General features: G+C 46.2%; 5 protein-coding genes. 1 reads left to right on the forward strand and 4 read right to left on the reverse strand.

Annotation, left to right across the window (positions count from 1 at the left end):
- Positions 1-82: IS1 family transposase (locus AAC854_RS21135; protein WP_340615970.1), on the forward strand; the 82-nt coding region annotated here is incomplete at its 5' end.
- 241 nt (positions 83-323) lie between these two features.
- Here AAC854_RS21135 and hemY read toward each other — a convergent pair.
- Genes hemY through hemC form a run of 4 tightly spaced genes read right to left on the reverse strand, consistent with a single transcriptional unit; the run spans position 324 to position 4,454 of the window.
- Entirely contained in the window at positions 324-1,529 is a 1,206-nt protein-coding gene (gene hemY / locus AAC854_RS21140) for a protoheme IX biogenesis protein HemY (protein WP_340618815.1), read from the reverse strand.
- A gap of 2 nt (positions 1,530-1,531) precedes the next feature.
- A complete protein-coding gene (gene hemX / locus AAC854_RS21145; protein ID WP_340618816.1) occupies positions 1,532-2,755 on the reverse strand; it encodes a uroporphyrinogen-III C-methyltransferase in 1,224 nt (407 codons plus the stop codon).
- Between the two features lie 20 nt (positions 2,756-2,775).
- The gene (hemD, locus tag AAC854_RS21150) at positions 2,776-3,516 is read right to left on the reverse strand and encodes a uroporphyrinogen-III synthase (RefSeq protein WP_340618817.1); all 741 of its coding nucleotides are present in this window, start codon (positions 3,514-3,516) and stop codon (positions 2,776-2,778) included.
- Positions 3,513-4,454 (reverse strand): hydroxymethylbilane synthase, encoded by a 942-nt coding sequence (gene hemC / locus AAC854_RS21155; RefSeq protein WP_340618818.1) that lies wholly within the window; start codon positions 4,452-4,454, stop codon positions 3,513-3,515. Before hemC ends, hemD begins: the two co-directional genes overlap by 4 nt.
- Positions 4,455-4,691 lie beyond the last annotated feature (237 nt).

The following is a 4,691-nucleotide window of genomic DNA, read 5'->3' on the forward strand; positions in this document are numbered from 1 at the left end:
AAAGACGATTGGCTATTCCAAATCCGAAGAGATGCATGACAAGGTGATAGGGACGTTCATTGAGCGTGAAAACTACGTTTAATGAATGATCTAACTATTCAATACATGACCTATAGATGAGTAAGCATCACTGTCTTTTCATCACAAACCGGACACAACGTTGAGTGAGGCACTATCCGTCTGTAGACCTGATTGTATTTATACACCTGCCTTTTTGACAGGTGTTTTTTTTGCCTGTAGAAATACGGCGCACCTCAGTTAACGCCTCAATGGTATCCATATCGTTGTTAACTGAGGTGCGGAATAGCCGGGTTTATGCTTCGTTATTTTTCAAGTCCGTCATTGCGCTTTAAAGTCAGCATAAAACCTTTGCTACGGATTTGGGCGGCTTCTTCGCGTTTCTGCAATCTGTCGAGTGCATCAGCAAGCCATGCGTAATCATGGGCATCCGGTCGCTGTTCAAGCGCTGCTTTAAAGGCAGTTTCAGCGTTAGCCCATTCACCATTGCGTAAAGCAACCTGTCCTATGGTGCTGTTGAGCAGCGGCGTTGCATCATGTTGCTTTAATTGATGGGTGAGTGTTTTTTGTATGGCTTCGGGTTCGCTGGTTTTAAGGTGCGGGATCAAGAGCAGGAGACGTTCGTCGTATTGCTGTTTTAATCCATTCAGAATGATTTGCTGGGCTGTATCGTGATCATTGCACTCAATCAAATGTTCGGACATAGCAACTTGTAGCACAATATCATTGCGAATCTTGCGGCTCTGCTCTTTCCACCATACTTTCAGACCAGCACTGCCTTTTTCTGCCATAATTTGATTCATTAACCCGACATAGGCTTGCTGACGCAGTTTAAGGATTTCTTCCTCACTATGCAGATCAATTTTCATGATTGAAGGCAAGATATCAACTAATGATTGATAAGCACCTGAAAGAGAATAAGCCTGTTCAGCCAGCCGCAATACTTCAGGGTGGCGAGGGGCATAGTTCAGCAGTTTATCCACACCATTGCGGGCGGCATGAATTTCGCCTTGTGCCAGTTGGATACGTACACGGGTAATATCGACAGGGAGTTGATCCTTATCTGCAACTTCTGCGGCACGCTCAATATACTGGTTGGTACGGAAATAATCACCGCGCTGTTGAGCAGCTTCTGCCGCCAACAAATAGTTCACGACAGGATGCTCTGCATGATCAACATTGCGGGTCATTAGACGCTCAACCTGCCTGAAATCTCCTTCGGCCAGTTTGAGCAGTGCCTGTTTGGTTTGTGAACGTGCCCGACTGCGCTTATAGCCACCAAAGATCCAGCTATGGGTGAATGTGCTGGTACGCTTTAACCGACGATAACACCAACCGATGAAAATCAGCAAGAATTGTAATAAGAGAAACATAATCACCATAGCAGTGATGCTGGTGGTGATATTCTTACTGTCTGTTTGGATCAAAACGTACCCTTGATGCCCGGACATCAAGGGACCAAGTATGATGCCCACAATAAGAATAATGAACAGCAATAATATCTTCAGCATATTCAGCTCTCCTCAGTCGATGTATCTGCCTGACTGGATGCTTCTGCTGGAGCAGGCTGTGACTGCGTTTCTGGTTGAGTTTCAGGCTTGGTTCCTGATTCGGTTTCAGGTTTAGTTTCTGGCTGGGATGATATGGAATGCGGCAAATTGTAGATCCGCTTACGTACGAGATCTGCCAATATTGGCTGGCTGCTCAGTTGTTCAGGAACATCAATAGAAAGAGGGCGTTTTTGCAGTGAATCAACTTGATGTAAAAAATCTTCTGTATCTGGAGCCGAGGTATCAAAATAACTTCTTACCCATTCTCCAACGGAGCCCAACGCTTTCTGGTAAATTTCACTCTGATGGCGGGGCACTGCCTGTGCAGCGATCAGCAGTTTGGAACGAATGTTTTCGCGTAGGTAAATATCCTGATTAGGCGCCAATAGGGGTTCTTTGTTGCTATCACGAGGAGTAATAGTAATGAAGTTATCCATAAAGCCGTGCCAACTACTGCTCAGGTTTTTACGCCAGTCGGAAAGTGAAGCCGTGATTTCGTCATTGTTAGTTTCCATCGGCGCGGCTTGTTCCACTTTGTCAAACAGGGGCAGGTTATTGACCTGGTTTGATAGTTGGTTCAGCGTCAGAATAATACCATCCAAATCAAGCTGATTGATTTTAGTCAGAGATTCAATATCCACCCTGATAGCCTGGCGGGCATAGATCAGGCTGGGATCATCCATCTCAGCAAGGTTCTGGTCAGCATCTTTCATCAATGCGATGGCTGTTGTGACATCTTGCTCGCTCCATATTTTGCGCCCGGCCATTTTAACGAGAGAACTTGCCTGTGCCAGTCGCCAGTTTTCGATATCCGTATTTGAAAGCTCTGAAACACGGGATTGAAGCTCTGCCAGACGGTCATCCAGTTGCTGGTTTCGTGATTTGAATTCTTGTAAGGAAGAATCGAGTTTTTGGAGTTTGGCATCAACATCCTGTTTATCGGCAGAGTGCTGTTGTGTCAGAGAGGCGACCTCTTGCTGAAGAGCGAGATTTTCGGCGTTTAATGCTGCATTCTGCTGTTTACCATGATAATAAATGTAAAGGCCACCAACACCGATTGCCAGAGAAATGGCAATTGAGAGCGTATTGCCTGCCCATCCATAACGTTTGGGTTTATGGGGAGCCGTTTCAGGCTGCTGAGGGCGTTTTGTCTCAACCGCATCGGTGGACTGCTTTTGTTCCGTCATAATGGACATCCCATATTGGTTTATTCCAGCGCCTGGATTAAGGCGTCATTATCTGCACTCTTGGCTACTTTTATTGTTTGCCAGCCCAATGTTTGGGCAATATTAGCAAGGCGTTCGCTGACTACAACCAGACAGCAACTCAATAACCACGCTTTTCCGTTGCTATCGGTTACTAAGTTATATAACAGTTGCAGCATTTCGCCACTTGTAACAACGATGGTTTTTATACCATATTGCTGCCAGTGATAACTGAAATCGGTTGCATAATATTTAACTGGCTGTCGTGAATAACATTCACAGTAATCCACTACTCCTCCCCGCATTCTTAACGTGGAAGCAATGACTTCACGACCGCCATTACCCCGGAGCAATAAAATCTTTTTATTACTCATATTCTGTAGAGCGGGGAGTTTCAGTAGATCTTCACTGGTTTCACCTTGTCTGGACCAGACGATTTCTAACCCGGTTTGTTGATGAAACATCAGGGAAGTCGATTTACCGATACCATAGTAAGAGAGCTTATCAGGCCATGACAGGCCCTCTTGAATAAGCTGCTGATTGGCATAATGAACGGCGTTTTTTGATAACAGGAAAACCCGATCCCCCGCAGATAACCATTGCAGTTTTTGTGACAGCAATGGTAAATCTGCTCCCGGATAAATTTCGATGAGTGGTGCGCTGAAGGCTGTTTTTCCGATAGCCTGCAATCGTCTGACCAATTCCTCTCCTGCGGGAGCAGGGCGGGTGATCAAAATGCTCATTCAGGTGGATTCCTCTGGTATACGCTGGCCAAAATCTGGCGGGCGCCTTTTTCCAATAACTCTTCCGCCAATGCTATTCCAGCCTGACGGGCCTCTTCTGGTGATACCCTTCTTTCGCCGCGTACGATAACTTTGCCATCAGGCGCGCCAACCAGAGCACGTAGCCAGATCTTGTCTTCTTGCCAGATGGCATAACTGCCAATCGGTACCTGACAACCCCCTTCAAGGCGGGTATTCATGGCTCGCTCAGCCAGAACGCAAGTTTCTGTTCTGGCGTGGTTCAAGGGAGCCAGCAGTTCACGGGTTTGCTGATCATCAAGGCGGCACTCAATTCCTACTGCACCCTGGCCGACGGCTGGCAGCAGTAACTCTGGTGCCAATGGCATGCGAATGCGTTCTTCAAGCCCTAGTCTTTTTAGCCCGGCTGTTGCAAGGATAATGGCATCATAGTCGCCGTTATCAAGTTTGCTCAGGCGGGTGCCGACATTACCGCGTAAATCACGGACGACAAGATCAGGGCGTAGCTGGCGAATTTGGCACTGACGGCGTAAGCTGGATGTCCCAACAATACTGCCTGCTGGCAAATCATCCAGCGAGGCGTATTTTACTGAAACAAAAGCATCCCGTGGATCATCCCGTTCGCAGATTGTGACCAACCCCAAACCGTCGGGAAATTCGACAGGGACATCTTTCATGGAATGGACAGCAATATCAGCACGTTTTTCAAGCAATGCCAGTTCTAATTCTTTCACGAACAGGCCCTTGCCTCCCACCTTTGCTAATGGTGTATCAAGGATAATATCGCCACGTGTGACCATTGGAACCAGCTCTACTTTCAATTCTGGATGAAAGTATTCCAGTCGTTTTTGAACATATTGCGCCTGCCACATAGCCAATGGGCTTTGGCGGGTAGCGATACGAATGATTTTCATTGTCATGGATAAATGTATTGGGTATGGCGGCTTTTTAGCCACTAATTAGCCACCAATGAGTGAGAAGATAGTGCCAGTTTTAACATTTCAATGATTTTTTTTCCAGTTACGAAAAGACAAGAAAAAGTAAAATAACGCGATGCTCGACTTTTATGATGAGTTGAAATGACATAGCCGCTCCTTTATAACTTTAAGTCGTCAAAAATAGAGAAATAAAGGAACAAAAGGCTATGTCACAGCAAG

Source organism: Xenorhabdus entomophaga (assembly GCF_037996725.1).
Taxonomy (GTDB): domain Bacteria; phylum Pseudomonadota; class Gammaproteobacteria; order Enterobacterales; family Enterobacteriaceae; genus Xenorhabdus; species Xenorhabdus khoisanae.

Bases quoted from the DNA above. Each gene is read 5' to 3' on its own strand.
- hemC (WP_340618818.1), bottom strand. From the start codon at position 4,454: ATGACAATGAAAATCATTCGTATCGCTACCCGCCAAAGCCCATTGGCT.
- hemX (WP_340618816.1), bottom strand. From the start codon at position 2,755: ATGACGGAACAAAAGCAGTCCACCGATGCGGTTGAGACAAAACGCCCT.
- hemY (WP_340618815.1), bottom strand. From the start codon at position 1,529: ATGCTGAAGATATTATTGCTGTTCATTATTCTTATTGTGGGCATCATA.
- hemD (WP_340618817.1), bottom strand. From the start codon at position 3,516: ATGAGCATTTTGATCACCCGCCCTGCTCCCGCAGGAGAGGAATTGGTC.